The sequence below is a fragment of the Paenibacillus endophyticus genome (assembly GCF_014192395.1).
Taxonomy (GTDB): domain Bacteria; phylum Bacillota; class Bacilli; order Paenibacillales; family Paenibacillaceae; genus Pristimantibacillus; species Pristimantibacillus endophyticus.
Genome location: NZ_JACHXW010000014.1, coordinates 80,728 through 105,231, shown reverse-complemented (window position 1 = coordinate 105,231; position 24,504 = coordinate 80,728). Strand labels below are relative to the sequence as shown.

Here is a 24,504-nt window from a genome sequence, read left to right as displayed (position 1 = left end):
TAGCGCGCCGGTGCTCCGAGTGCCTAGACCATAGCCGTAACTTTGTCTATCCGTTCCGCAGCATATATAATCAAGATGAATGTTGACAATACGAGTCCTCAGGAGAATGAACAGATGACCAAACGGATACTAATCGTTGAAGATGAAATCCACATTTCCAATATCATTAAAATGAATCTTAACCTGGTTCACTATGAAACGGTCGAGGTTTATGATGGTTTGGCAGCGCTAGACGTACTCAAACAGGAAAAGTTTAATCTCATTTTATTAGACGTCATGATTCCCTCCCTTGACGGGTTCGAGCTGATGGAGAGGATTAAGGCATACGGCACGCCTGTTATTTTTTTAACGGCAAAAAACTCGGTGTACGATAAAGTGAAAGGACTGAAGCTGGGCGCTGAGGATTACATGGTTAAACCTTTCGAAGCCATTGAGCTATTGGCTCGTATCGAAACTGTGCTGCGCAGATACGGAACGGAAGATAAGGTCATAACTTTTCAGCATGTCCAAGTGGATCTAGATAAAAGGGAAGTCGTGATCCAAGGCGAACCTGTGGATATGACTCCCAAGGAGTATAATCTGTTAGTCGTTTTGCTCAAAAACAAAAACATTGCATTGACACGGGAACAGTTTCTAGAAAAAGTATGGGGCGTTGATTACTACGGGGAAACTAGAACAGTAGATATGCATATTAAATCACTCCGCAAGAAATTGAACCTGCATGAGCAGATCAAAACCATCTACAAAATCGGGTACCGGCTGGAGGAGTGATCGATGAAATTATGGCTGAAAATTTATCTATTCTCGATCCTAGTGTTTGTCGTTATCTTCAACGCGGCTTCTATAATGGTTATAGAACGCAGTCATAATAAAATGCTAGGGCAGGCTATTGACGTGGCTCTAAGCCAGAATATGAGCATTCATTCGAGTGTGGATGCAATCGTACCCATATTGCGAATCTATGACTCGATCGATTACGAGAAAACGGTTTTAACGAGGATTGCCAACGAATTCGTGGATAAGAACAGCGATCAGAAGATATATCTAGACATTACCGACGATTCGAATCGTACGGTTTTCAATAATTCGGGTTTCCCAATGCCTGCAGAACGAAGTGAGCTGGGCAATCTGATTAATAATCGCATTCATTATATTCTTAGAGATATGGGCTCCAAGACGATCCTTTTTACTGCGAACATTACCGATATTAATCATAAAGCTTATGTATTTACGTATATGAAGGATGTTACGTCTGTCTATCAGGAACGCGTTGACCAGTACAAGTTTTTTGCACAAGTGGATTTGGCTGCCTGTCTCGTATTCATGATGATCATGCTGATTGTAAGCAAGAGCTTAACGAGATCCATTGACAGGCTGAACCGTACAGCTAAAGTGATAGCGCAAGGTAACTTTTCAGAGCGCGTCCAATTGAAATCACGTGATGAGATCGGCGTGCTAGGCGCCAGCTTCAATGAGATGGCTGGGGTTGTCGAAGATAAAATTATCGAGCTGGAGCGGATTAATGAGGAGAAGCAGCGGTTCATTAATAATTTTACACATGAGCTTAAAACACCGCTGACTTCGATTATCGGATATGCCAATTTTTTGCGTACGACTAAATATAAGGAAGAACTATTCGTCGATGGACTGAATGTTATTTACTCGGAAGGGAAACGTTTGGAATCGCTCTCCTTAAAGCTGATGGATTTGATTCTGCTGAAGAAGGGACATTTTCAGCTGGAGCAGCAAAGCTTGCATAAGATTATTGCCGAGATGAAGCCGGCGCTGGACATTATGGTTAAGGATAAAGGTGTACAGGTGGTACTGGATTGCCAGGATGCGAATCTGCTTTTGGAGACTGATTTGATCAAAGTATTGATTTTTAATCTGGTGGATAACGCGCTGAAGGCTTCGTCTGCGGGGCAGACGGTAGCGCTTCGCAATTTCTGGCGCGAGGATGGCTGCGTTCTCGCTGTTATGGATCAAGGCATTGGGATTGCAAAGGAGCATCAGGACAAAATATTCGAGCCATTCTACATGGCAGATAAATCGAGAACGGGAAGCGGCAGCGGGGCAGGCCTCGGGCTTGCGATCTGCCAAAATGTTGCAGACATACACAATGCGTCTATTCATATAAGCAGCCGTATGCCGCACGGAACAATCGTAGAAGTTATCTTTGCGCCTACCGATACGGAAAGCGGGTCACGATGATGAAAAAATTTGGAATAACCGTGCTGTTTACAGTGTTCATAACGATGCTGACAGGATGCCAAGGCTGGTTCAACAGTATTCCTAAGGACACTGTAATGGTCAAAAATATACCTCAAGAGCATCAGAACAATGAATTGGAGTATGAAGGCGTATTGTCTCAGGATGCTGTAAAGACACTGAGCATACAGGCAGTCAATACTTATTTCAAAAAAAAGCTGGTCATCGATCTCGTACAGTTTGAAATCATGGCGATTGATCAGAACAAACTGAAGGAGCTGTTGAATGAGGCAGCGATTGCTCCCCAGCCCATGCAGAGGCGTACTCAGCAGAAGCAGATGCCGTTCACCAGCGAACTCTCGGGTATTTCCGGCGGTCTATTCAATGTGACCTTAACTTCTTCGGATGCTCCAGCCGTAGTCTATGATATCGTATTAAATGCCAAAGACGGGGATATCCTGAAAATCCTTCGCTCCTATAGAGAAAGCATGGCCATGCCTGGAGAATCGGATGGAAAAGTATTTGATTATGCGGATCGTTTCATCGAAGAATACGGAAGTTACCCATTGTCTGAATTAACCGGTCAGGTTGATTTGACCAGATGGGGGCAAGCTGTAGAGGTATATTATACTAGCAAAGAAGGCAAGGATTTGAAGTATTGTGTCATGATTGATTTCGGCAGCCATGAGGTAGTGGGGTTCAGTAAAGATGTAATGGCCTTGCTCAGCTATTATTCGAAGCTGTAGGCACAGAGCCTATTCCATATTGCCTGCTATAAGGTTGATTCCAAGCCGCTTGACAGGGCTCAGAGTCAGCCTTTTTTGCGTGGCATGGTTTGCTATCCAAACTTTACAACTTCAATATAAGTCTATCTCACTTATGATATATCCGCTTTGTATACTGTGAGAGTGCCAGCAAGAGATTCGGCATACGGGTGGAGACTGCAGGGTACCATGAATCGTAAATCAAATCAAAATCCGAGAGGAAGAATGTATCGTGAAAAAAATGCTGCTAATCGTGCTTGCAACGGTATTTGCATGGGCTATCGCTGCATGTAGTACTGGCACCGGGAATCATGGCGAGAACGGTGTCGCAGGCGGAAACGGAAATATGAGCAATATCGGAAAAGGCGAGGAGCAATCGAATAGCAACGATAAGCCCGGCTCCCCGTCAGGCCAGCAAGCAGGCCTCGGAAGGCCATCCACGACAGAGAAGAAAACCGTCGTTTTCTCTACCTTTTTCCCAAGCAATTACTTCAAAGAGGCCAAGAAGCTTTACGAAGCCAAGCATCCGAATATTACGATCGACTTGCAATATATCGATTCGGATAATGCGCAGTTGGAAGAAAACCTTGAGAAATTCGTGAAGACAACGGGAACAGAAATGCTCTCGGGAAAAGGCCCCGACCTGATCGAGATGGACCAGCTGCCGTCAGACAGTTACGTGAAGAAAAAAATGCTGGCGAACCTTGGGGAGATCATCGATCGTGATCCTGATTTCAAAAAAGATAACTACTTCACAAATATATTAAATGGGATGCAGGTGAATGGAGGCATGTATGGCTTGCCAGTCGGATTTTTTATTTATGGGATGATTGGCAATGAGGATGCAATTACAAAGAGTGGCGTTCCGTTCGACGACAGCAACTGGAACTGGGCTCAATTCATAGCGACAGCCAAAGAGATGACGAAAAGCATGGATAAGGACCATCAGTATGCGCTTGGCGGGAGCTTGCCTGAATACATGACCACACAATTTGTAAATGAGCGTTTTGCGACATTTATCAATCAGGAACAAGGTAAAGCAAGCTTTGAATCAAGCAGCTTTACCGATCTGCTCAAACAGGTCAAAGTGTTGTTCGATGAAAAAGTAGTTGGCCCAGAGGCACGGTTCCCGTTGTTCCGTACCGTGCAGATCAATTCTCCGGGCGATTACATTCGGGAATTGCGTCAAAGCGAGTTTCTTTCGGGAGGCAATGCTTACGGTTCTAAGCTTTATTCGAGTCCTAGTACAGATCAGCAGCATCCGGGAGGCTCCTTCAGAACCTATCAGACGATTGGGTTGAATGAACGCTCTGCGGTTAAACCTGAGGCGTGGGACTTTCTGAAGTTTCTGCTCTCAGAAGAAATGCAGGCAAAGCAGAGTGGTGCAGGGTTCCCGCTGAACAAAGCCGCTTATGCGAAGCAAGCGAAAGGAATTGTAGAGAAAGGGAGCGTTGAGTCCGATCAGCCGATTGGCCCGATGAAAGGCAAGAGCTTTGAGATTACGCAGCAGGATATTGATGATTTGGATCATTTTCTAATCGGAGCAGCCTATCCGCTGCAGTTCAAGCCCTCCCAAATCGATGAAATTATAGCGGTAGAGACGAAGGCCTTTTTCACAGGACAGAAATCGGCGAAAGATGTAGCGAAGCTCATTCAGAATAGAGTCACAACCTATTTAAATGAATAGTTTTGCGAGGCATCTGCGCAAGGAATGGCTCGCCGCAGTCCTCTTTCTCGCGCCCAGCATGATCGGATTTTCTATCTTTTATCTCTTTCCGTTTGCGACTGGTTTATTGTATTCCGTTCAGGATACGACAATAGATGGTTCTTTTGTAGGCTTGGACAATTATCAGGCAGTCCTATCCAGCGGCTCGTTCCGCAAAGCAGCCTCCAATACTTTGCTTTTTACAGGTGTGAGCGTGCCGCTTATCATTATGCTGTCGCTGCTCTTTGCACATTTGCTGAATAAGAAATTGTTTATTCGGGGTTGGCTGCAGACGGCATTTGTTATGCCGCTTGTCGTGCCTGCAGCTTCGATAGTGATGATGTGGCAAATACTGTTCGATTGGAACGGGACCTTGAATGCATGGATGCAGCATTTGCAGGCGGGGCGAATCGACTGGATGAAATCGGATGGCTCCATCCTTGTGTTGATCATGATCTATATATGGAAGAACGTCGGCTACAACATTATTTTGTTTCTTGCAGGTTTACAAAGCATTCCGAAGGATTATTATGAAACGGCGGATATTGAAGGCGCGGGTGAGCTTCATAAGTGGCGGCATATTACATGGGTGTATTTGACGCCGACGACGGTTTTCGTTGTACTCATGTCGATTATCCAATCCTTCAAGGTGTTCCGCGAAACCTATCTCATTGCAGGCGATTACCCGCATGACCGCATCTATATGCTTCAGCATTATATGAACAATATGTTCTTATCGCTGGATGTGCAGAAGCTGACGGCTGCCGCTGCTCTTATGGTGTGCGCGATTCTTCTGCTTGTGAGCGCGATGCTGATGCTGGAACGCCGCTTCCGCAGCTATATGGAATAGGGAGGAGCATGGATGTAATGGCTTTGTTACGCAAGACGATGCTAACGGTTATAATGGGAGCTTTTGCTTTGATTATGTTGTTTCCGATGATAATCACCTTCTCGAACTCTTTCATGGCAGAAAGCGAGATCGACTATAATTATCATTTGATTGGCAAGATGGTTGACGTTGCAGCGGGTGAGAAAAACGAATTTATCAACTTGAAGCTGATTCCTGACTGGGTATCATTGGATCAATATGCCGAAGTGCTGATTCATAAGCCGATGTTTCTGCATATGTTTTGGAATTCTGTATGTATCGTGCTGCCGATTATTATAGGACAAGTTGCCGTAGCTGCGTTGGCGGCCTTTGCGTTTGCGAAGCTCAAGTTCTGGGGGCGGGAAAAGCTGTTTATCGTGTATGTCATGACGATGCTGATGCCGTTTCAAGTGACGCTCGTGCCTAATTATATTATTGCGGGCAGGCTGGGGCTCATGAACAGCTCTTCTGCCATTATTTTGCCCGGCATATTTGGCGCGTTTGGCGTGTTTATGCTCCGGCAGTTCATGCTTCATATTCCTTACGCTTATTTGGAGGCTGCCAAGATTGACGGCGCTGGTCCATTGCGGATTTTTTATTCCATTATGCTTCCCCTGATTAAGCCAGGAATGGCAGCATTGACCGTACTGTTGTTCGTTGACCATTGGAATATGGTGGAGCAGCCGCTCATTTTTCTAGAGGATGCCTTCAAGCAGCCTTTGTCCTTGTATTTGTCTAGAATTAACGAGGGAGCACGCGGCGTCGCGTTTGCTGCTTCGGTATTGTACATGACGCCTATGATCTTGCTGTTTCTATACGCAGAGTCCTACTTTATTGAAGGGATTCAAATGTCGGGCATCAAAGGGTAGTCCAATCACGGGGTGATGATCGTGGAAATACAGCTTAACAAACGCAAGAAAACAATCGCTGTCGTCTCAGGCGTGTTTACCTTGATATTGATCGGTTTCACCTTATTCAGTCAAACATTAATGTCATTAACATTGCCTAAGGTCACTTTGGCCTCTGTGATTCGGGGAAATCTCAACCATGAATATGAAAGCACCGGTGTATTGAAATGGAAGGTAGAAAAGGCATTGAGCAGCCAATCCGGCTGGAAAGTGGAGAAGGTTGCCGTCAAGCAAGGTGATGTTGTCCAAAAGGGACAGGAGCTTATCGCCTATGATGGGAAGGAAATGGAACAGCAGCTCCTAGATGAACAAGCCATTCTGTCCAAGCTGAAGCTGACCAAAGATAGCTTGCAGTATGCCGTCATAGAGGCTAAGCAAGGCGAGGATACAAAAGCGATTAATGACGCAACAAATGCTTATAAGAGCTATGAGATTGATATCGATATCCAGCAGCGCAGAATCCAGAAATTGCAGGATAGCTTGCTGGAGAACGCTAAGCTGATCGCTCCTTTTGACGGTGTCGTCACAAAGGTAAACGCCATGGAAGGCTTCCCATCAACAGGAGAGCCGGATGTGCTCGTAGCGAGTCAAAGCCTTGGTTTGGAGCTAGAGCTGTATCTTCCTGATCCCGCCGTTGCTTCATTGAAGGCAGGAGATGAGATGGACCTGCTAGTGGACGAGGAGAAAGCTAGGCAAATCATAGGTCGGGTAGCAACGATTCAGGATGATGAGGCAGGCGTGCCGAGCAATGGGGATGGCGATGGCGTGACTGCAAGAATACCAATGAAAAGGCTTCAGATTTCGATTGAGGATCATAGCGTAAAGGAAGGCATGAAAGCAAAGGTTATTTTGACGCAAAGTGTGGAGGATATGCTTCTCATCTCCCCTTCCGCAATCCACGACGAAAACGGCAAAAAGTATGTGTTTGGCTTGGAGCAGAAGGCAGGGCCTTTAGGCAATGCCTTTTATGTCCGGAAAATGTACATCACAGTCGTGGATAGCAATGAATCGCAATCTGCCATTACAGGAGAGATGTTCGAGGAGGAGCAAATCATTATGGAGAGCAGCGAGCCTTTGCAGGAAGGGGATAAGATTCGCATGCAGCCTTCTTAAAGATTGCACTCGGCGGCAATAATGGATAAACACCAGCCCTTAGGATCTATGTGATCTTAAGGGCATTTTTGATAAGCGTTTATGGTCTACCCATTCGTGTGGTATTATATGGTTTATATTAATAAAACAGGCGTTTCATATATCAATTATCCTATATTTTCCGGGAGGGAATGGGCCATTGACTGAGCATACCGTAAGTGAACTATCTGAAATGACAGAGAGTGGACTGAAGAAGCTGGCAGAAATGTTGATAGCAGTTGTGAATGAAGGTGCGTCCATCGGTTTTTTACCGCCGTTAAGCCATAAAGATGCGCTGTCCTATTGGTCGGATGTGATGAATGACGATGTCGTGCTGTGGATTGTGGAGCGGAACGGCGAGACTGTCGGGTCCATACAGCTGCATCTATGTTCAAAGCCGAATGGCATGCATCGTGCTGAGATTGCCAAGCTTATGGTTCACCCGAGCGCCCGCCGGAGAGGGATTGGACAATTGCTGATGGCGGAAGCGGAAGCGCGCGCGATAGCCGAAAGCCGCATTCTGATAGTGCTGGATACTCGTGCTGAGGATCCCTCTAATCTGCTTTATCGCTCCATTGGCTACATGGAAGCAGGAAGAATTCCTCAATATGCGATGTCGGCGAATGGAGAGCTTCATGACACGGTTTATTATTATAAGCTGTTAAATCAACAGCCTAAAAAGGAGGAGTAGAATGAGCGGAATTAACATGAACCCTTTGCTTCTGCCGGTTCCTGAGAGCTTTGAAAGCAGCCGTCTGCTCATTCGTGCACCTTTATGGGGAGACGGCGCTCCATTAAACAATGCCGTAATTGAAAGCCGGACTGCCTTACTGCCTTGGATGCCATGGGCAGAGCATATCCCGACTATGGAGGATTCCGAGCTCGTCATTAGAAAGGCCAGATTAAGATACTTGGAGCGAACGGATCTCATGCTGCTGCTGTTTCTCAAGGATACGGGCGAATTGGTTGGGAGCAGCGGTCTTCATCGAATAGATTGGGAGGCGCGAAAGTTTGAAATCGGCTACTGGGTTCGAACCTCATGCAGCGGGATGGGGTATATATCGGAAGCGGTTGAAGCGATAACCGGCTTTGCCATTCAAGAGCTTGCAGCAAACCGAATCGAAATTAGATGCGATGCGCGAAATATTCGAAGCGCGAAGGTTGCGGAGCGTAGCGGATATACACGCGAAGGTATTCTTCGCAAGGAGAAAGCGGCTGTCGACGGCTCTCTCCGGGACACGATGGTTTTTGCAAAGGTTAGGGGATTCGAATTTTAGTTCAATCCGACTACTATGTTCTAAGCGTTCTTTCATAATCTTCGAATCTAATTTTGCGAATATGCTTCCGATCGGAGGAGCGGGCGATGATGCCTTCTGACCGGCCAGCGGCATCCATGCCGACCCGCGTATGCTCGAATTCCTTCAAATAGGCATAAGTGTCCGCGATCGTCCGCGGAAAGTCTAGGCCAGGCTTCTCTGACAACAACGGTGCGGCGTCTAATTCCAGGCGCTGCACAAACGCTGTTTTCTCTTCTTCCTTGTAGAAGGGCTGGTGGCCGTGATCGCGCCATTCGGCGATTTTTTCCTGAGGCAAGGCTAGGAGATGATCCAGCTCAGCTTTGTTTATGGAGAAAACATCAAAAAATCGATAATGCTGCGTTTTGCTAGCCGTATAATTTTTGGCAGCCTTTGTTTTCCCGCCGTACGATTCTTGATAAATGACGGTCAGCGCCCAATCATTGCCCGAGAAGATGCTGTTCAGCAGCTTCTCGGCTATCGGTTTGAGAAAGTCTGCGATATTGCCGTACGGGTTGCCGATGCGATCACCTTTTGCATACAAGAGCTCTTCCCTTGATCCAATTAAATAATCGCTATCCCCTTTGTCCGTTTTGAAAAAAATGATTCTAGCGTTCTCTCCGTCAACTTTCTCATACAAGTAAACTAGTTCCGATTCATGCAGATGCCCGTTTTCTTCCGTTAATGTCTCAGTTAGTCGCCCTTTCTCGCCAAGGCGATGGTAGGTTAGAATACTGGGATACTTGGTTAATGAGTTTAGTTTTTTTATATCCATAGCGTTCAGCTCCTAAGTGATTTATCCATTCCACCCACACTTTATTTGAAAAGACAGTTATTGTACAGTTCGTTATAAACGGAACAAGTCCTCTTTAACCTATATAAGTTGAACTAATGAATGAGCTGCGCAGGCGGAGAGAACAAAATAGAAGGCCATCCAAAGGAGATATTGTATGAAAAAGGAAGATTCGCCTAACCTTCACCGCATTATGCGCGAACTGGGCCATGATAAAGTGATTGAGATGTTGGCGGAACGCATACCGGCATCGGATCTGAATGGTCTGCTGATGGAGGTTTTCAGGGAGAAAACGAAGCAGACAACGCCAAAGGAATTGTTGAAGAAATACGAATCCAATCGATTCGTTCACCCAGCAGAGGCCGACCCCTTGACGCTGAAACAGCTGGAGCTCGATACGCTGCGAATTGCGAGTGAGCAATCCTTTTCCGCCGTACAGCTATCGCCTGCCGCTCCTCTCGGTTCCTGCTCGGTAATCGCTACGGTTGACCAGAATAAAGTGATATCGGCATTAAGGGGCACGGAGATCGTTGCCGATGCAACCAATCTGCTGGCGCTGCATGTTGCCCATTTGCTGAAATCGGGAAAAGCGGACAACGAGAGCAGCTTTTTAAGATTCAGCACGACCCACAGGCATATTAGAGCCCAAAGCCTCGGCAATGCTCCTGGCATGCTGCCGCATTTCCATGTCTTTTGTCTAGTCACCTCAGGCAAGGATAACGGATCGTATTCCTTTGAGAAACAAGCGTTCTTGGAGCAGGCAATCGTGTATCAAGCCCTTTTCCGCAAGCTGTTCCGGTCCGATATTGAGATTGTGCTCTGCGCTAGGCAGGGATATAAGGACTCCGATGGGCTCATTGAGCGGATTGTGGAATACGGCAGAGAGCATGGGATACAGGCAACGTTATCCGTGTCCCCCTCTGAGGAAAACAATGAATATTACAAGGGGCTTCAATTCACGATAAAAACAGTCATTAACGGCAATAACTATACGATCGGTGACGGCGGCTTTGTCGATTGGCCTAATCGGCTGCTCAGTCGGCGCAGGGAACGGCTGCTGATTAGCGCGATCGGTTTAGACCGTCTGGTGCCTGAGCTTGCACGCACAAGCCTATAATGGTTACACTTAATCAATAAGCTGGAACAAGTATCATACTTAAGATGGATAAGATACTGAGCGGTTAGCGGATGAGGAGTGAGTGATGGATGGGGAACAGAACCTTTACACTAAGCGAGGCTAACGAGCTGTTGCCAGAACTTCTAGCGGCCTTGCGGCAACTTCAGCAGCTGACGGCGCAATTCGAGGACAAATATGTGGACTATCAGAAGGAAAGAGCCGCTTTGGAGCATGCCTCAGCTTCCGGCCATGGCAGCAGGGATCCATTTTTTGAGCAGGAAAGCCAGCTTGAATTTATGAAAATGGAGGCAGACCTGCTCATTGATAATTTTGCCCGCAAAGGGGTACAGCTGAAAATGATCAATCCCGGCTTGATGGATTTCCCATCGGTACTGGACGGGGAGGACATCCTCATCTGCTGGAAAGAGGGCGAAGAGCGGGTCAGCCATTACCATGGCCTGCATGACGGCTTCGCCGGCAGGAAGCCATACCCGGCGGAATAAAGGCCGATTAACTACATCGAGCAAGAAGAGCCAGAGTCCCGAACATATAGCGAGCGGGACTTTTTGCTGTAGGGGCAAACCGTTCGAAGAAGAGAGAGGAAGCTTACGATGTCAGGCGTTATTTCAAAGGCGATACAGCTGCTTGACCTTCTGCTGCCGCAAGGGAAGGAGAAGGAATTAAGCGTTACCGAAATGAGCAGGGAGCTGGGAATGCCTGTGCAAAGCGTACACCGCATATTGGGTTCCTTAATGGAGCATGGATTTGTCGCCCAGAATGCGAGAACGAAGAAGTACAAGCTAGGCCTGTCTATCATGAAATACGGCTTCCTCATGTGGGACAGCCTCATGCTGCGCACGGTAGCGAGGCCGTTCATGGAGGAGCTTTCCCAGAAGACGAAGGAAACGGTTTATTTGGCCACGAGGGAAAACGCGGAAGGGGTCTATATCGATTCGGTAGATTCTCCGCAAATACTCAAAATATCCGAGCCGATTGGGCTAAAGCTCCCTCTTTTTATTGGAGCCTCAAATCGGGTCATTCTTGCCTATCTGCCAAGGAAAGCGCAGGAATCCATTCTGAATGAGGTGGACTGGGGGAGCGTTCAGTCCCTTAAGCCGTTGACAAAAGCTTATATCGAGGAAGATATTTCAACGATTTATAGACAAGGCTATGCCGTTACCGAAGGCGAAGCGACGGAAGGGACGACCGGCATAGCAGCTCCCATATTTTCATATGAGAATCGAGTGATTGGCTCCTTGAACGCAGCCGGACCAACGCTTCGTTTCACAGAGGAAACCATACGGAAATACAGTCTGCTCGTGAAAAAATACGCTGATGCCATATCGGATGAGCTGGGCTATCGTCATAGGCCTAATAAATAGTTTTTATGTTAAGTATCCCACTATTCGGGAAACGAATCTTAACTATATCGGATATTGGAATTATAATTGACCTCAATAAGCGTTGCAGACGCACATTGAAGGAGCATGATCCGATGAATATCGTGGCATTCAAACATTTCGACTTTGATGATGAGGAAGCGTTTCGTACATGGGCTAATCGGAAGGGACATCATCTAATGATGCGCGAGCCTTCCCTTGGCGTCGACGCGGACTGGATGGAGGAGCTTGACCTGCTGATTATATGCGGAGGCCCAATGAGCGTATACGAAGAGGAACGTTACCCATGGCTCGTTCAAGAAAAACAGTTCGTAAAGCAAGCGATTCAATTAGGCAAAAAGGTGCTTGGCATCTGTTTTGGAGCCCAGATGATAGCTGAGCTTCTTGGAAGCCCCGTGTTTAGGAACGAACATAAGGAAATAGGCTGGCATCCTGTCAATCGGACAAGCGGGCAGCACCCGTGGCTGTCTGGATTGGAAGAGTCCTTCCTTTCCTTCCAGTGGCATGGCGATACGTTCGAGCTTCCGAAGGATACACGGCTGCTTGCCTACTCGGCTGCTTGCAAGGTACAGGCATTCGCATACCTGGACCATGTGCTCGCACTGCAATTTCATTTGGAAACGACGTCGGCGTGTATGGAAGCCATGTTCGCGAATTGGTCTGCCGAGCTTGTCCCGGCGCCTTATATTCAATCCGCTGAGCAGATTCGCCTGCGTTACGAGCAGAGCAAGCACTCTCATGAAGCGCTGCACCGCATATTGGATCAGATAAGCCTGAACAGCAAATGAGTAAGAAAAAATGAAGGGGATGATAGGATATGAAACGCAATCGCCTTGGTACATCAGAGCTTTATGTGAGCGAGATTGGCCTGGGCTGTATGTCCCTTGGCCAGGAGAAGAATAAAGCCATTTCGCTTATTCATAAAGCGATGGATAACGGAGTTAACTTCCTCGACACGGCAGATCTCTATGATGAAGGGCTGAACGAAGAGATCGTGGGCCAAGCTGTTCGGGGCAGGCGCTCAGACGTCATTATTGCGACAAAGGTAGGGAACAGATGGGAGCCGGGAAAGGAAGGCTGGTCATGGGACCCTTCTAAGTCGTATATCAAGTCGGCTGTAAAAGCAAGTCTGCGGAGACTCCAAACGGAATATATTGACCTCTATCAGCTTCACGGCGGCACGCTGGACGATCCGATATCTGAGACCATCGAGGCTTTCGAGGAGCTGAAGCAGGAAGGGCTTATTCGTTATTATGGCATTTCTTCCATACGTCCCAATGTCATTAGAGAATATGCGGATCGCGCGAATATCGTCAGTGTCATGAGCCAATATAGCATGCTGGATCGAAGACCAGAGGAGCAAGTGCTTCCGCTTCTTGCAGAGAAGGAGATCAGCTTAATAGCGCGGGGGCCAGTTGCAAAGGGGATACTGACCGGTGCTGGTGCAGAGAAGGCAAAGAAGGGTTATTTGAGCTATGGAAAGGATGAGCTGATAGCCTTGCATGCTTCCTTGCTTAAAGCTATCGATCCTTCTCGCGATATCGCGCATGCGGCGATTAGATATGCGTTAGCCGATCCGGCGGTTGCGACAGTGATACCCGGCGCAAGCTCGGCCGAGCAGCTGCTTCATAACATCGCTGCAGGTGCTGCGGCAGAGCTGACGCAGGAGGAATGGACGGCAATTCGCAGCTTAAGCGAGGCAAACCGCTATGAGCAGCACCGCTAAAGCAGCTCCATCTTGCAGACAAAGCCTATACCGATTCAGCTCTCTATGCTATTCTAAGGGAGGAAGGTTTGACTTTAACAACTGTATGCAATAAAATTACAGTATCCTTCTTGAGAGGGAGTTGCAACGATGAATAGTGAATTTACGGTAGCGGTTCACAGCTTGGTGCTGTTAGCCTATTTGCCTGATCATATGGCTAGCAGCGAGACGATAGCAAGAAACGTGTCGACGAATCCAACGCGGATTCGGAAAATTATGAGTACGCTGCGCAAGCATGGGTTCGTCACAACGAAGGAAGGCATCGGCGGGGGCTATATTCTGAATTGCGAGCCGAGCGGAGTGACGCTTGCCCAGATCTACAGAGCGATTTCCGGAGGAACGCTGAAGCCGCATTGGTGCTCAGGCAATCCAGATGAGGATTGTTTGGTTTCCGCGAATATTCAAGGTGTGATGGATCATTTCTTTTATGAAGCCGAACAGCATTATGTGGCTTATCTGGAGCAAAATACGCTGCAGACCGCGCTCGACAAAATCCGAAAATGCCAGCTTCAGCAAAAGAATCAGCAAATGTAATCACTCATGAAGAGGCTGGTTACAACAGCGCCGGTAACGTTGCGGCATGCCGCGCGTTACCGCTTGTTGGGCGGGCCTTTTTCATATGATATATGTATGAAATATTTATACAGTTGATTGGATATACGTCAGTCTGCATGGAAGCAGCAACTACAATGAAAAGGGTGAATGTCATGTCAGATCATATCATAACCAATTCTTCTTTTAATATCCCGCTATCGGTTCTAGATGTATCGCCAATCGTTGAAGGAGGCTCTGTATCGGAATCTCTCAGCAACACGTTAGACTTGGCGCAGCATGCGGAGAAGTGGGGCTACAACCGCTACTGGCTTGCCGAGCATCATAATGCGCCAAGCATCGCAAGCTCCGCCACGTCTATCGTTATCGGGCATGTCGCGTCAGGGACCTCCAAGATCCGCGTAGGGTCAGGGGGCATCATGCTGCCTAACCATGCTCCGCTCGTTATTGCCGAACAATTCGGTACGCTCGAATCTTTGTTTCCAGGCCGGATTGACCTGGGGCTTGGCCGCGCACCAGGCACCGACGGATTGACTGCAACCGCGCTTCGCGGCAACAGAGGCGGCAATGGGCATGATTTTCCCGAGAAGCTTGCTGAGCTTCGCGCTTTCCTGGATCCAACCCGCACTGAGCTCGGCATGCCGGTTCGCGCCATTCCGGGCGAAGGGCTGGATATTCCAATTTGGCTGCTCGGGTCCAGCGATTTCAGTGCGATGCTTGCCGCTGAGCTTGGCCTTCCATTTGCCTTTGCCGGCCATTTCTCCCCAACCTTTACCGTACCTGCAATGAATCTCTACCGAAGCAGCTTCAAGCCGTCCGAGGTGCTTGATAAGCCTAAGGGCATGGTTGCTGTCAATGTCGTTGCGGCGGATACGGACGAGGAGGCTGCGTATTTGGCTACATCCATGCAGCAGCTGTTCCTGTCCTTTATCCGCAATACGCGCGGGGCTCTGCCTGCTCCTGTTCGGGACATGGATACGGTGTGGACGCCGCAGGAGAAAATAGCTTTGCAGCAGCAGCTCGGTTCCTCGATTGTCGGCGGTCCGGACACGGTACGAAGCAAGCTGAAACAATATATTGAAGCGACGAAAGCCGACGAGATTATGGTTGCAGCCCATATTTTCGACCATAAGGCGCGCTTGCGTTCCTATGAGATTATAGCTGGGCTTTAATAAGCAAAAGCAGGATGAATGCAGCTTAATGAATGAGAGAGGGCAGCCTCCCAAAGTCAATTGACCTTGGGAGGCTGCCCTTTGTTTGTAAATGACGACGCTAGCAGCAGCTATTCCAACGGTGGCCGAAGGCCTTTTCGCAGCTCGCGTATCGAGAAGCCGAAGTCCATCTGGAGATGCGGATAGTCCGGGAAATTGTCCCAATCCCCGCCCCAAGTAAAGCCTAGACGCTTGGCGATTGCAACGACCTCCATCCAGTCGGCTTTCCCGTTTTTGTTGCCGTCATATTTCATATCCCACACGACCTCGCCTTGTTTGGTACGCAGGGCGAAATCAATGGCGAGGCCATAATTATGGTAAGAGTGCCCGCCTTGGACCTGCGTGACGACCTTGCCTTCCGTAGTGCGCCCTTTTGCATATATGGCATCCTGCTCTTCGCTGGAGCGGAATCCATCCGTAATGAGGATGGTGATGCCGGCTTTGCTCGTTTCGGCTATGAGCTCGGTCTGCTTGGCGAATACGATGGGATGCAGCTCCGTTACAGGAGGGACGGGTGTGTTGTCGATATAAGGGGCAGCCGGTTCGAACGTGAGTATCGCTTTCCACAATAATGCGGCTGTAATGGCCAAAATGATGAACAGAAGCAATCGATTTCGCTTGCGTCTATTTTTGGCTGCGAGGTCCAGCTGAGCACGCCCGACAGGCAGCGGTTGATGAGAGAACTGATTGCGTTCGAGCATGTACGATCTCCTTATGCTTTATATTCGTTCATCTTATCATATTGAAGATGGCGATGCCCTAGTCCGAGGTAGGGGATTCATGCGGTGTATTGACAAATTATCAGTTTAGAACTAAACTGATAACAAGAAGCAGCGCAGGAGGCGGTTATATGAATCAAGAGGATTCGGAAGCATTCTTATTGAAGCGCGATGAGCGCTTGGGCTTATTGATATGGTTTCGCTTATCGCGGGTTTATAACCATAGCTTGCGGGAAACGCATCATCACTTGAAGAAATGGGGCCTTACTGCCGCGCAGTTCGATATGCTGGCCCAGGTTGGCGCACATGACCGCCTTACCCAGCAGCAGCTGGCGGATAAGCTGTTCGTCACCAAAGGGAATATTACGCAGCTGCTCGGCAAGCTGGAGGAGCTGGGCTTCATCGAACGCGAGCAGGAATGGAAGACCAAATATGTGTCGCTCACCGACAAGGGCAAAGCGCTGTTTGACGATGTCGTTCCGGTGCAGGAGCAGTTCCAAGCCTCGCAGTACAATGCGCTGAGCCGCGATGAGAAGAAGCAGCTGCTTGAGCTGCTTAAGAAAATACAGCATGAATAATAAACGTCATAAACGAAACGCATGATCCATTAAACCATTAGGAGGTTGTTCATATGCAACTCAAAGGCATTCACCACGTATCCGCCATTACAGGCACGGCTTCTGGAAATTTCGAATTTTATACGCAGCTGTTAGGCCTTCGTTTGGTCAAAAAAACCGTTAACCAAGACGAAACGTCGGTATACCATTTGTTCTACGGAGACGAGAAAGGAAACCCAGGCACGGAGCTGACCTTTTTCGAGTTCCCGATGACGGCGCAAAACCGGGCAGGTACAAGCAGCATTTCGTCGCTGTCTCTGCGTGTAGCTAACGATGCGGCGATCGCATATTGGAAAGCACGCTTCGAACAGCATAGCGTTGATCACGATGACATCGTGGACAGAGCCGGCCGCCAGACGATCGCGTTCCGTGACTTTGAAGGACAGCGGCTCGTACTCGTTTCCGATGAGCATAATGAAGGCGTGAAAGGCGGAGTGCCTTGGGAGAAAAGCCCAGTGCCAGTTGAATTCGGCATTCTAGGGCTTGGTCCCGTACAGCTCACGGTCAAAAACCCGGAGCCGACCGTTCTCGTCCTCACTCAGCTTATGGGCTTCAAGGAAAAAGGCAGCTACCCGTCGACAATCGCGGGCCAGCCGGATATCGTTGTATTCGAGACGGGCGAGGGCGGCAGCGGCGCTGAGGTGCATATCGAGGAAAGACATGATCTGCCGCGCGAGCAGCAGGGATATGGCGGCGTGCATCACGTAGCCTTCCGTGTAGACAATGATGAGGAGCTGCGTGAATGGATCGAGCATATTCGCGGCGTGCGAATCCCGAACTCCGGCTTCGTCGACCGCTTCTACTTCCGCTCGCTCTACTTCCGCGAGCCAAACGGCATATTGTTCGAGCTGGCTACCGACGGTCCCGGCTTCGATACCGATGAGGATATCAACCATTTGGGCGAATCGCTGGCGCTTCCGCCATTCCTTGAGCCGCAGCGTGCGCAAATCGAATCCAGACTGAAACCGCTCCAAACCAAAGCAGACGCGTAATGCCCTCAGATCGATTTCTTATAAAGGCGGCCATTCCTAATAAACAAGGGATGGCCGTCTTTTCTAGATATATAAGAATGTATATGTTTTCACATCTAAATGTACGTATCTATTTCCGCGAAACGACTGCTTTTGCCACAGAGGACGGTGCCAGCCGTTTACGCTTGAAATATTGGAAAGTATATTCTAAGGCGATACATTCTCTATATTTCTCGGAATGAAACTCCCGCGCCGCGCCGCCAAAGGACGGAGAAGCCGTTTCACCTTGCATTCTACCAATAATTGAGCAATGAGTAATGATAGAAAGTTTGATATGCTTCGGGGATTAATCTCTTTAGGAGGGAACCTATGAAGCATCTTTTTAATAGATGGTATGTAACTGCTAGTGTTGTACTGGGACTGCTTGCCCCTTCCATACATACGGTTCATGCTGAAACCAAGCTGCCTTTCAACGACATATCCGGGAGCTACGCAAAGCAGGAAATCATTGATTTGTATCAGAAAAAAATAATAACGGGCACGTCCGAAACGAGCTTCTCGCCGTCTGCATCCATTACGAGAGCGGAGTTCGTTACCGTGCTTGACCGACTGCTAGGGCTTGAGCCGGCAGCAAGCAAGGTCACGCCATTCTCGGATGTCGCAGCGAAAGCTTGGCATTACGGGTGGATTCAAGCCGCGGTTCAGCTGGGCTTGGCAGATGGCGTGAGCGCCAGCCGTTTTGCGCCGGACAAGCCGGTAACGCGTCAAGAAGCGGCCGTGTTGCTCGCTCGGGCACTGAAGAAGCAAACGGGCGGCACGGGAGCAAGGACAAGCTTCGCAGACGACGGACGCATTGCGTCATGGGCCAATTCCTCTGCGGCTGAGGTGCAGAAGCTGGGTCTCATGCAAGGCGATATCAACGGTTATTTCCGTCCAACCGATCCGATTACAAGGCAGGAAACGGTTGTTATGGTGCACCGCGTGCTCCAGAATGAGAAGTGGGCAGCCATGCTGGCAGCCAAGACTGCAGATACGATCAAGCTCGGCTGGCAATACGGCCAAACGACGAAGCAATACCAGAGCAATGTACTCGCTTCAAACGTGAATACACTGTCGCCGCGATGGTTTTTCGCAGAAGCATCCGGAGAGATAACGGATGTATCGGATCCGTCACTGGCTGTTTGGGCTAAAAAATACAATAAAAAAATATGGCCGATGGTAGGCAATCGATCCGATCAAGCCGCAACGCATAAGCTGCTGTCGAGCACGAGCTTACGCAGCGGTCTAGTGACAAAGCTTGCCGCCTATGCTGCGAAATATGAAATAGATGGACTCAACCTCGATTTTGAAAATGTGGCTCCGCAGGATCGTGCCGCGTTAACCGCGTTCGTCACGGAGCTGGCGAAAAAGCTGAAGTCGATGAACGTCACGCTTTCCATGGATGTATCCCCTGACCGCGGGACGGACTGGACGGAAGCCTTTGATTTCGCGGCGCTTGGCAAACAGGCGGATTATATGGTACTCATGGGTTATGACGAGCACTGGGGAGCGGGCTCTGGCGCGGGTTCTAATGCTTCGCTCGGATTTGACAAGGAAGGAATAGCCAAGCTGATTAAAGCGGTTCCCAGCTCTAAGGTGATCTTAGCGCTTCCGTTCTACAACCGTGATTGGGATTTGAGAAAGGACGGCTCGGTGGAATCGTCCGCGTTTATTACACTGAATGAACAGAATGCCATTTTGAGCAAATATGCGATTAAACCAAAATGGGACGAGCAATCGGGCCAGTATACCGCGACTTATTTGAAAGATGGAGTAAAACATGAAATATGGGTAGAAGAGGGCCGTTCCCTTACGGCAAAATACAAGCTAGCGGCAGAAGCGGGTTTGGCGGGGCTGGCTTATTGGTACATCGGAGGGGAGAGTCCGGACATTTGGGCCAGCATGCGCAACGCCGACCGTTTTCTGGGCTATCGATTCGAATAACGGGCAGGGCTGTGCGAGCGTCGGTATTATAGGTGATCTACCAGCTGAATGACAACGAAAACGAGATTCGTATTTTCCGAACTGGCAATTGCGCGGCATGAATAGGTAAAATAAATAGGGAGAGAGCGTGATAGATTAATTCGGTTCAAGAAGGGGAGAGGATCCGTTTATGAGAAAGCTTTCGGCATTATTACTAGCATTGGCATTATTATTTTCATTCGTGTCGCCTACTCAAGCTGAAGGCAAAGCCCTTTCCGTTTGGATAGGGGACGAACAGGTGCAGCTCGGCAGCCTACAGCCGATTATGGAGAAAGGGACTACGCTCGTACCGGCGAAGCTTGTGCTGCAGAAGCTGAATTTTCAAGTCGCGTGGGACCAGAAGAGCAAGACCATTACGGGCAAAAAGGACGGCCTCGTCCTTTTATTCCAAATCGATCAGCTAGGGGCGACGGTTAACGATACGGAGCAAGAGCTGCTCGCGGCGCCTAAGCTTGTGAAGGGTACTGCCTATATTCCGCTTCGTACCGTGAGCGAAGCCGCAGGCTACGAGATCATATGGAATAAGGAGCAGCGGACCATAATCCTCCAGGTCAGGGAGCCGAGTCAAGGCTTCCTATGGAAGGTAGAGAAAGCAGGCAATACCGTTTATTTGCTAGGCTCGATACATATTGCGAATAAAGCGATGTATCCGTTGCGTCCAGAAATTCAGAAGGCGTATGACTTATCCGATTATTTGGTGGTAGAGGCTGATATTACCCAAATGAATAATCAGGATGTGCAGAAGCTAGTCCTCGATCTAAGCGTCTATAAGGATCAAACGACGCTCAAGGATCATATTTCTGCAGATGCGTACAAGAAGCTTGGCGAGATTCTGAAGGAGAACGGTCTTGAGGCGAATGCGCTCGATACCTATAAGCCTTGGAGCGTATCCTCGTCGATTGATTATCTGTCATCCTCCCATTCCGGCTATGATGCAGAGATCGGCATTGACGCTCATTTCCTTGAACAATCGATCACAAGCAAAAAGCCGATATTGGAGCTCGAATCGATCGAATATCAGCTGCAAATGTTCGATAGGTTCTCCGACAAGCTGCAGGAGGAGATGCTCGTTGCCTCCATTGCGAATTACTACACGGAGGATTCCGGCATAGACGACCTCACAGAGATGTGGGCAACGGGCAATGAGGAGGAGCTGCTGAAGCTGACGGAATCAACATCCTCGAACGAGGAGCTGAACAAAGCGCTCCTCACGGACCGCAATGCGCCGATGGTTGATAAAATAACCGGTTATTTGAATGAGAGTGCAACTAAAAGCTACTTCGTCGTTGTAGGCGCTGCCCATATGCTGGGCGAGAACGGCATCGTTCCGCTGCTGGAGAAGAAGGGGTTTACGGTTACGCGGCAATAGAAAAAAAGATGAGAACAAGAGGAAGGCAGTCTCCGAATGAGGAGGCTGCCTTCTTTCGTTCATTCATTCATTCATTCTTTCTTTCTTTCTTTCTTTCATTTATTTATTCATTCATTCATTCATTCATTCGTTCGTTCATTCAGGCGAAACTAACTGCTGATCGCAGCCTCCTTCTGTTGTTTGAGCTTAAGCTCCACAAGCAGCGCGTGGAGCTGCTCGGTTGCAAGACCGTGCAGGACAAGCCGGAAACCTGCCTTGAGCGTCGTGAGCGGCACCATGGGATGCTTATTGTTAATGAGGGCCAGCCGATCGTTGCTTCCGATGATTTTGGAGGCGAGTATGCCGATGGTCTCGTCAAGCTGGAGCGAGTTGGTCGCACGCCAGAAATCATTGTCCGTTAGGAATAGCTGATAGACAGGCGTAAAGCATTCGATTGCGGTCGTTAAGTCCATGAAATTCGTCCAACGCCTCGGCATTTGCTCAATGGGGATGCGCGAGGAGGTAATCGAACTGAAATTGAGCTGCTTCTGCGCCGTCACTTCCGTTCCTTTCTCGCGCAGCTCTCGGTTAAGGTTAATGACGAAATTGTATAGATTCAGGTCATGAATGAGAAAGAGATCATCCTTCACGGGCTCCAGCTTGGTTGGCTTGAGCGGATTCATCTCAATGTGGACGCCAGGCACGTTGTCGCGGATGAAGCCGAGCACCTCGGAGCCGAGATAGAAATGGCGCAGGATCATAAAATTGGCGCTCGGGCTGACGAACGTTTTCATGCCGAAATGCAGCACGCGGTGCAGCAGTCGGGATGAGGTGAGCGCTTTGGGCACGATGATTTTGTAGAGCTGCAGCACGATAATCATCAGTCTAGCGAAGGGCCGCAGAACAGGCAGCAGAAACTGTCTGGACCTGCTGGAGCAGTCCTTCAGGTAAGCGGCTTTTGCCTCCTCGTTGAACGGAATGCTCTGATCCATGTATATAGCGAGAAATGGATTGGGATCATTTTTGTCATGCGGCATGTTTTTGAAATAATCGGCGTCACTCATACATTGCCCAGCTCCTCTAATTGCAGCAGGTACAGCCGGGCCGTTGTTTTGGCTGTTTTCACGATATGCGCCGCAATATCTGCTGTCAGCATTGGATGCTGAACAACCGTTTCCAGCCGCTCGAAATGCTTCTCGTCGGAATCGCTATGATAGAGCAAGAAGGAGACCTCATCATCGCCGAGACCGAGCTGATCGCGAATCATCTCGCCCCAGTAGCGGGCCATCCGGCAGCCAAGACCCTCGATAATCCACATCGCCCCAATGAGATCAATGGGATTCTCGCGGCTTGCGCGTTGGAATAGATAGGCAGACAGCGCTTCACTTCCAATATTTTTCTCGCCGGCTTGAATGGTGCTTAAATCGCCTCCGACCGCTACATAGTTGCGCTCAAGAATTTGAAAGTCGCGATGCTCGTCGCGCGCATGGGCAATGAACGTAGAGCGAAGATCAATATGCTCGATTGCGATATAGGAGGCAGCGCGGGCTATCCACTGGGAGCCGTCGATGACCTGCTGGCGAATGTTCTCCATAAGCGCCTTATAATCGTCTATCGTAAATTTTTGATTATACAGCTTCTGGATAACTGGTACATGGGCGAGCTTCTGCTCGAAATCGATCCATATCTGCACAAGCTGCCTTACGAGATGGGCTTGCACATCGTCCGCTTCATTGTATTCGAGATGCGGAGCCTCGGGCTCGCGTTCTTCAAACGCTGCAGCGCTTTCGCTTGAAGAGCCAACCACGGTCAGCAGCATGTAGGAGGTTTGGAACCTGCCGCTCTCTGGAACCATGCAGAGCACCTGCTCGCCTGGCTTCAGATGTCCCTCGTTCAGCAGCTCCTCCAGCATAATGTAGATGGATGCCGCGCCAGTGTTGCCTTTCGTGTACAGATTCGTGAACCACTTCTCCTCGGGAATTGTAAGCCCGCCCAGTTGGAGCAGCCTGAATATCTCTTCACGGAAGAAATGCGAGGAGTAATGGCAGACCATCCAATCGATGGCTGCAGGATCAATCTTTCCTTCATCCACGAGCTCGAAGAAGCGGTTCACGCCGACCTTAGGCATTTCGTTCACGAGACGGATGTCCTGCTTGAGATTGACGGCACCGTCGCTTGCAGCATCATGAACGGAAGGGTAGTCGAGCCAGCTTGCATGTTCGGCATGTTCTTTGTTTGCGCCGGCATACATGCAGACATCATATAGATTCGCATAGGATTTGTTATCGATCCATTCAATTCGCAGCGATAAGCCGCTCGCGGCAGGCTGATGCTGGAGAATAGCGGCTCCAGCCCCGTCGGACAGCATGAAGCGGAGGAAGTCGGTGTCGAACGGCACTGGACGGTCAATAAGCCCGTCCTGGGCCTCGAACCGCGTATGCTTGAACACGCGACTTGGGAATTCGCTGGCGCAGGAGATCGCGGTTTGCTGTTCGCCAGATTGCACATGCAGATAGGCGTTTTTCATCGCCTGCATGCCGCTTGCGCATACGCCGTGATGCGTGGCTACCTCCATAACGGGCAGTCCAAGCTCAGCATGCACCATGCTGGCAAAGCCGGGAACCAGCAGGTCGCCTTGCGTCGTCCCGACTGCAAGGAAATCTACTTTGCCGCCAAGCTCAGCCTTGTTTCGCGCGAGGGCGTCGTTAATGGCAAGGCTCGCCATTTCCGCATTGGAATAGAGGCTTTTTTGCTCCTTGTTTAATGCATAGTGGCGATACTGAATTTTGTTCTGCTCGAGAATACGGCGCATGGACTTGGAGCTTTTGCCGTTTATTTGACCGAGATAGTCTTCGATTTCATCATTGGCGACCGGATCGCCGGGGAGGAACTTCCCGATGCTGGTCATGTAAACAGGGTTCATAAGGCACCTCCGAAAAAAAGATGTATTTGTAACTCTTATGATCGTTGATCCATCAATATAGGCCTAGTACTAACTTTATTTGGTACCGCTTAAAAAGTTGGACTTGAATAGATATTCGGCCATCCGATATAATAGACGCATATCAAAACTGATGACTGACGGAGGTAACCCAGCCGATGAAGTAAGT

24 protein-coding genes are annotated in these 24,504 nt (G+C 49.0%); 20 read left to right on the top strand and 4 right to left on the bottom strand.

The window, feature by feature from the left end; translation table 11 throughout:
- The first annotated feature begins 114 nt into the window (after positions 1-114).
- The 9 genes from FHS16_RS20735 (at position 115) to FHS16_RS20695 (ending at position 8,861) form a co-directional block, all read left to right on the top strand.
- Positions 115-771: a response regulator transcription factor gene (locus FHS16_RS20735; RefSeq protein ID WP_183567117.1), complete on the top strand. Its 657-nt coding sequence runs from the start codon at positions 115-117 to the stop codon at positions 769-771.
- A gap of 3 nt (positions 772-774) precedes the next feature.
- Positions 775-2,211 (top strand): sensor histidine kinase, encoded by a 1,437-nt coding sequence (locus FHS16_RS20730; RefSeq protein WP_183567114.1) that lies wholly within the window; start codon positions 775-777, stop codon positions 2,209-2,211.
- Positions 2,208-2,954, top strand: a complete 747-nt coding sequence (locus tag FHS16_RS20725) for a hypothetical protein (RefSeq protein ID WP_183567111.1) — start codon at positions 2,208-2,210, stop codon at positions 2,952-2,954. The genes FHS16_RS20730 and FHS16_RS20725 overlap by 4 nt, the downstream gene beginning before the upstream one ends.
- Before the next feature lie 259 nt (positions 2,955-3,213).
- A complete protein-coding gene (locus FHS16_RS20720; protein ID WP_221226432.1) occupies positions 3,214-4,659 on the top strand; it encodes an ABC transporter substrate-binding protein in 1,446 nt (481 codons plus the stop codon).
- Entirely contained in the window at positions 4,652-5,527 is an 876-nt protein-coding gene (locus tag FHS16_RS20715) for a carbohydrate ABC transporter permease (protein WP_183567105.1), read from the top strand. The genes FHS16_RS20720 and FHS16_RS20715 overlap by 8 nt, the downstream gene beginning before the upstream one ends.
- A 17-nt stretch (positions 5,528-5,544) precedes the next feature.
- A complete protein-coding gene (locus FHS16_RS20710) occupies positions 5,545-6,414 on the top strand; it encodes a carbohydrate ABC transporter permease (protein ID WP_376769688.1) in 870 nt (289 codons plus the stop codon).
- Between the two features lie 21 nt (positions 6,415-6,435).
- Complete coding sequence (locus tag FHS16_RS20705) at positions 6,436-7,566, top strand: efflux RND transporter periplasmic adaptor subunit (protein ID WP_183567099.1); 1,131 nt, start codon at positions 6,436-6,438, stop codon at positions 7,564-7,566.
- Positions 7,567-7,777: 211 nt separating this feature from the next.
- On the top strand, positions 7,778-8,275 hold the full coding sequence (locus FHS16_RS20700; RefSeq protein ID WP_183567243.1) for a GNAT family N-acetyltransferase: 498 nt from the start codon (positions 7,778-7,780) through the stop codon (positions 8,273-8,275).
- 1 nt (position 8,276) lies between these two features.
- Positions 8,277-8,861: a GNAT family N-acetyltransferase gene (locus tag FHS16_RS20695; protein ID WP_246431870.1), complete on the top strand. Its 585-nt coding sequence runs from the start codon at positions 8,277-8,279 to the stop codon at positions 8,859-8,861.
- 13 nt (positions 8,862-8,874) lie between these two features.
- Here the strand turns inward: FHS16_RS20695 and FHS16_RS20690 are convergent, their stop codons facing one another.
- On the bottom strand, positions 8,875-9,654 hold the full coding sequence (locus tag FHS16_RS20690) for an RNA ligase family protein (protein WP_183567096.1): 780 nt from the start codon (positions 9,652-9,654) through the stop codon (positions 8,875-8,877).
- A gap of 175 nt (positions 9,655-9,829) precedes the next feature.
- Between FHS16_RS20690 and FHS16_RS20685 the strand changes: the two genes are divergently transcribed.
- From FHS16_RS20685 to FHS16_RS20655, 7 genes are all read left to right on the top strand, one after another.
- Complete coding sequence (locus FHS16_RS20685; RefSeq protein WP_183567093.1) at positions 9,830-10,789, top strand: hypothetical protein; 960 nt, start codon at positions 9,830-9,832, stop codon at positions 10,787-10,789.
- Between the two features lie 89 nt (positions 10,790-10,878).
- On the top strand, positions 10,879-11,292 hold the full coding sequence (locus FHS16_RS20680) for a DUF2203 domain-containing protein (protein WP_183567090.1): 414 nt from the start codon (positions 10,879-10,881) through the stop codon (positions 11,290-11,292).
- A 108-nt stretch (positions 11,293-11,400) separates the two neighbouring features.
- A complete protein-coding gene (locus FHS16_RS20675) occupies positions 11,401-12,171 on the top strand; it encodes an IclR family transcriptional regulator (protein WP_183567087.1) in 771 nt (256 codons plus the stop codon).
- Between the two features lie 113 nt (positions 12,172-12,284).
- On the top strand, positions 12,285-12,977 hold the full coding sequence (locus FHS16_RS20670; protein WP_183567084.1) for a type 1 glutamine amidotransferase: 693 nt from the start codon (positions 12,285-12,287) through the stop codon (positions 12,975-12,977).
- A gap of 29 nt (positions 12,978-13,006) precedes the next feature.
- The gene (locus FHS16_RS20665) at positions 13,007-13,915 is read left to right on the top strand and encodes an aldo/keto reductase (RefSeq protein WP_183567081.1); all 909 of its coding nucleotides are present in this window, start codon (positions 13,007-13,009) and stop codon (positions 13,913-13,915) included.
- Positions 13,916-14,044: 129 nt separating this feature from the next.
- Entirely contained in the window at positions 14,045-14,488 is a 444-nt protein-coding gene (locus FHS16_RS20660) for an RrF2 family transcriptional regulator (RefSeq protein ID WP_183567077.1), read from the top strand.
- A gap of 173 nt (positions 14,489-14,661) precedes the next feature.
- Positions 14,662-15,678, top strand: a complete 1,017-nt coding sequence (locus FHS16_RS20655; RefSeq protein WP_246431869.1) for an LLM class flavin-dependent oxidoreductase — start codon at positions 14,662-14,664, stop codon at positions 15,676-15,678.
- A 110-nt stretch (positions 15,679-15,788) separates the two neighbouring features.
- Here the strand turns inward: FHS16_RS20655 and FHS16_RS20650 are convergent, their stop codons facing one another.
- On the bottom strand, positions 15,789-16,418 hold the full coding sequence (locus FHS16_RS20650) for a M15 family metallopeptidase (protein ID WP_183567071.1): 630 nt from the start codon (positions 16,416-16,418) through the stop codon (positions 15,789-15,791).
- A 179-nt stretch (positions 16,419-16,597) separates the two neighbouring features.
- Here FHS16_RS20650 and FHS16_RS20645 point away from each other — a divergent pair, with 179 nt between their 5' ends.
- The 4 genes from FHS16_RS20645 to FHS16_RS20630 all read left to right on the top strand — a co-directional run bounded on the left by FHS16_RS20645 (position 16,598) and on the right by FHS16_RS20630 (position 21,415).
- The gene (locus FHS16_RS20645) at positions 16,598-17,014 is read left to right on the top strand and encodes a MarR family winged helix-turn-helix transcriptional regulator (RefSeq protein ID WP_183567237.1); all 417 of its coding nucleotides are present in this window, start codon (positions 16,598-16,600) and stop codon (positions 17,012-17,014) included.
- Between the two features lie 53 nt (positions 17,015-17,067).
- A complete protein-coding gene (locus FHS16_RS20640; RefSeq protein ID WP_183567068.1) occupies positions 17,068-18,045 on the top strand; it encodes a ring-cleaving dioxygenase in 978 nt (325 codons plus the stop codon).
- A gap of 348 nt (positions 18,046-18,393) precedes the next feature.
- Positions 18,394-20,007: an S-layer homology domain-containing protein gene (locus FHS16_RS20635; RefSeq protein ID WP_183567065.1), complete on the top strand. Its 1,614-nt coding sequence runs from the start codon at positions 18,394-18,396 to the stop codon at positions 20,005-20,007.
- A gap of 169 nt (positions 20,008-20,176) precedes the next feature.
- Positions 20,177-21,415, top strand: a complete 1,239-nt coding sequence (locus FHS16_RS20630; protein ID WP_183567062.1) for a TraB/GumN family protein — start codon at positions 20,177-20,179, stop codon at positions 21,413-21,415.
- Between the two features lie 149 nt (positions 21,416-21,564).
- Here FHS16_RS20630 and FHS16_RS20625 read toward each other — a convergent pair whose 3' ends face one another.
- Both FHS16_RS20625 and FHS16_RS20620 read right to left on the bottom strand, forming a co-directional pair.
- Positions 21,565-22,458 (bottom strand): DUF6999 family protein, encoded by an 894-nt coding sequence (locus tag FHS16_RS20625; protein WP_183567059.1) that lies wholly within the window; start codon positions 22,456-22,458, stop codon positions 21,565-21,567.
- On the bottom strand, positions 22,455-24,317 hold the full coding sequence (locus FHS16_RS20620) for a 3-oxoacyl-[acyl-carrier-protein] synthase III C-terminal domain-containing protein (RefSeq protein ID WP_183567056.1): 1,863 nt from the start codon (positions 24,315-24,317) through the stop codon (positions 22,455-22,457). Before FHS16_RS20620 ends, FHS16_RS20625 begins: the two co-directional genes overlap by 4 nt.
- Between the last annotated feature and the right edge of the window lie 187 nt (positions 24,318-24,504).

Bases quoted from the DNA above. Each gene is read 5' to 3' on its own strand.
- FHS16_RS20735 (WP_183567117.1), top strand. From the start codon at position 115: ATGACCAAACGGATACTAATCGTTGAAGATGAAATCCACATTTCCAAT.
- FHS16_RS20730 (WP_183567114.1), top strand. From the start codon at position 775: ATGAAATTATGGCTGAAAATTTATCTATTCTCGATCCTAGTGTTTGTC.
- FHS16_RS20725 (WP_183567111.1), top strand. From the start codon at position 2,208: ATGATGAAAAAATTTGGAATAACCGTGCTGTTTACAGTGTTCATAACG.
- FHS16_RS20720 (WP_221226432.1), top strand. From the start codon at position 3,214: ATGCTGCTAATCGTGCTTGCAACGGTATTTGCATGGGCTATCGCTGCA.
- FHS16_RS20715 (WP_183567105.1), top strand. From the start codon at position 4,652: ATGAATAGTTTTGCGAGGCATCTGCGCAAGGAATGGCTCGCCGCAGTC.
- FHS16_RS20710 (WP_376769688.1), top strand. From the start codon at position 5,545: ATGGCTTTGTTACGCAAGACGATGCTAACGGTTATAATGGGAGCTTTT.
- FHS16_RS20700 (WP_183567243.1), top strand. From the start codon at position 7,778: ATGACAGAGAGTGGACTGAAGAAGCTGGCAGAAATGTTGATAGCAGTT.
- FHS16_RS20695 (WP_246431870.1), top strand. From the start codon at position 8,277: ATGAGCGGAATTAACATGAACCCTTTGCTTCTGCCGGTTCCTGAGAGC.
- FHS16_RS20690 (WP_183567096.1), bottom strand. From the start codon at position 9,654: ATGGATATAAAAAAACTAAACTCATTAACCAAGTATCCCAGTATTCTA.
- FHS16_RS20685 (WP_183567093.1), top strand. From the start codon at position 9,830: ATGAAAAAGGAAGATTCGCCTAACCTTCACCGCATTATGCGCGAACTG.
- FHS16_RS20680 (WP_183567090.1), top strand. From the start codon at position 10,879: ATGGGGAACAGAACCTTTACACTAAGCGAGGCTAACGAGCTGTTGCCA.
- FHS16_RS20675 (WP_183567087.1), top strand. From the start codon at position 11,401: ATGTCAGGCGTTATTTCAAAGGCGATACAGCTGCTTGACCTTCTGCTG.
- FHS16_RS20670 (WP_183567084.1), top strand. From the start codon at position 12,285: ATGAATATCGTGGCATTCAAACATTTCGACTTTGATGATGAGGAAGCG.
- FHS16_RS20665 (WP_183567081.1), top strand. From the start codon at position 13,007: ATGAAACGCAATCGCCTTGGTACATCAGAGCTTTATGTGAGCGAGATT.
- FHS16_RS20660 (WP_183567077.1), top strand. From the start codon at position 14,045: ATGAATAGTGAATTTACGGTAGCGGTTCACAGCTTGGTGCTGTTAGCC.
- FHS16_RS20655 (WP_246431869.1), top strand. From the start codon at position 14,662: ATGTCAGATCATATCATAACCAATTCTTCTTTTAATATCCCGCTATCG.
- FHS16_RS20650 (WP_183567071.1), bottom strand. From the start codon at position 16,418: ATGCTCGAACGCAATCAGTTCTCTCATCAACCGCTGCCTGTCGGGCGT.
- FHS16_RS20640 (WP_183567068.1), top strand. From the start codon at position 17,068: ATGCAACTCAAAGGCATTCACCACGTATCCGCCATTACAGGCACGGCT.
- FHS16_RS20635 (WP_183567065.1), top strand. From the start codon at position 18,394: ATGAAGCATCTTTTTAATAGATGGTATGTAACTGCTAGTGTTGTACTG.
- FHS16_RS20630 (WP_183567062.1), top strand. From the start codon at position 20,177: ATGAGAAAGCTTTCGGCATTATTACTAGCATTGGCATTATTATTTTCA.
- FHS16_RS20625 (WP_183567059.1), bottom strand. From the start codon at position 22,458: ATGAGTGACGCCGATTATTTCAAAAACATGCCGCATGACAAAAATGAT.
- FHS16_RS20620 (WP_183567056.1), bottom strand. From the start codon at position 24,317: ATGAACCCTGTTTACATGACCAGCATCGGGAAGTTCCTCCCCGGCGAT.